Consider the following 644-nt stretch of genomic DNA (forward strand, 5'->3'; position numbering starts at 1 on the left):
TCGCCGGCGATCTGGCGGGAGATGTCGCGAATGGTCCGGCCGAGATAGGTCTTGAGCCTGCGCAGCGCCTTGTTGGCCCGCTTGAATTGCTTGGCGTGCGCATAGCGCTGGTGCTTGATCAGCGCCAGCTTGCCGACCCGCACATAGGTCTGGCGCAGTCCAGCCCCGCCCGTTTGGCCAGCCGCACCAGCCGTTCGCGGGCGCGGTGGATGAGCTTGGCGTCGGTCGGGAACATCACGTTCTTCGGCTGCACGGTCGTGTCCACGATCACTTGGCGCGTGTCGGCCGGCTTCATCGCTCCGGTCTTGACCGCAATGCTGAGGCTTTCCTGCAAAAGCGCGACGATCCGCTCCTCGCCCATGCGGCTGCGCCAGCGTGTCATCGACGAGCGGTCGAAGGGCAAGTCGTGACGGAAGAACTCCTCGCCGCACAGATACTGGAAATACGGGTTCTCCACCCAGCGGCGCACAGCTCCTCGTCCGACAGGTGTGCTTGAGGATCGCCAAGCCCGCCATCAACCGCGTCGGCAGCGGCGGCATGCCCGGTCCGTCCGAGTAGACCGCGCCGAAACGCTCCTCCAGCACAGGCCAGTCGATCGCCTGCGCCAGCCGTACCAGCTCGTGCTTCATATTGATGATCTGATC

1 pseudogene is annotated in these 644 nt (G+C 64.9%); it reads right to left on the minus strand.

Going from position 1 to position 644, the window contains the following annotated elements:
- Positions 1 to 644: pseudogene (locus tag AC0L3N_RS33930) on the minus strand (transposase); the annotation flags it as partial.

It is taken from the genome of Mesorhizobium sp. WSM4807 (genome assembly GCF_055811615.1).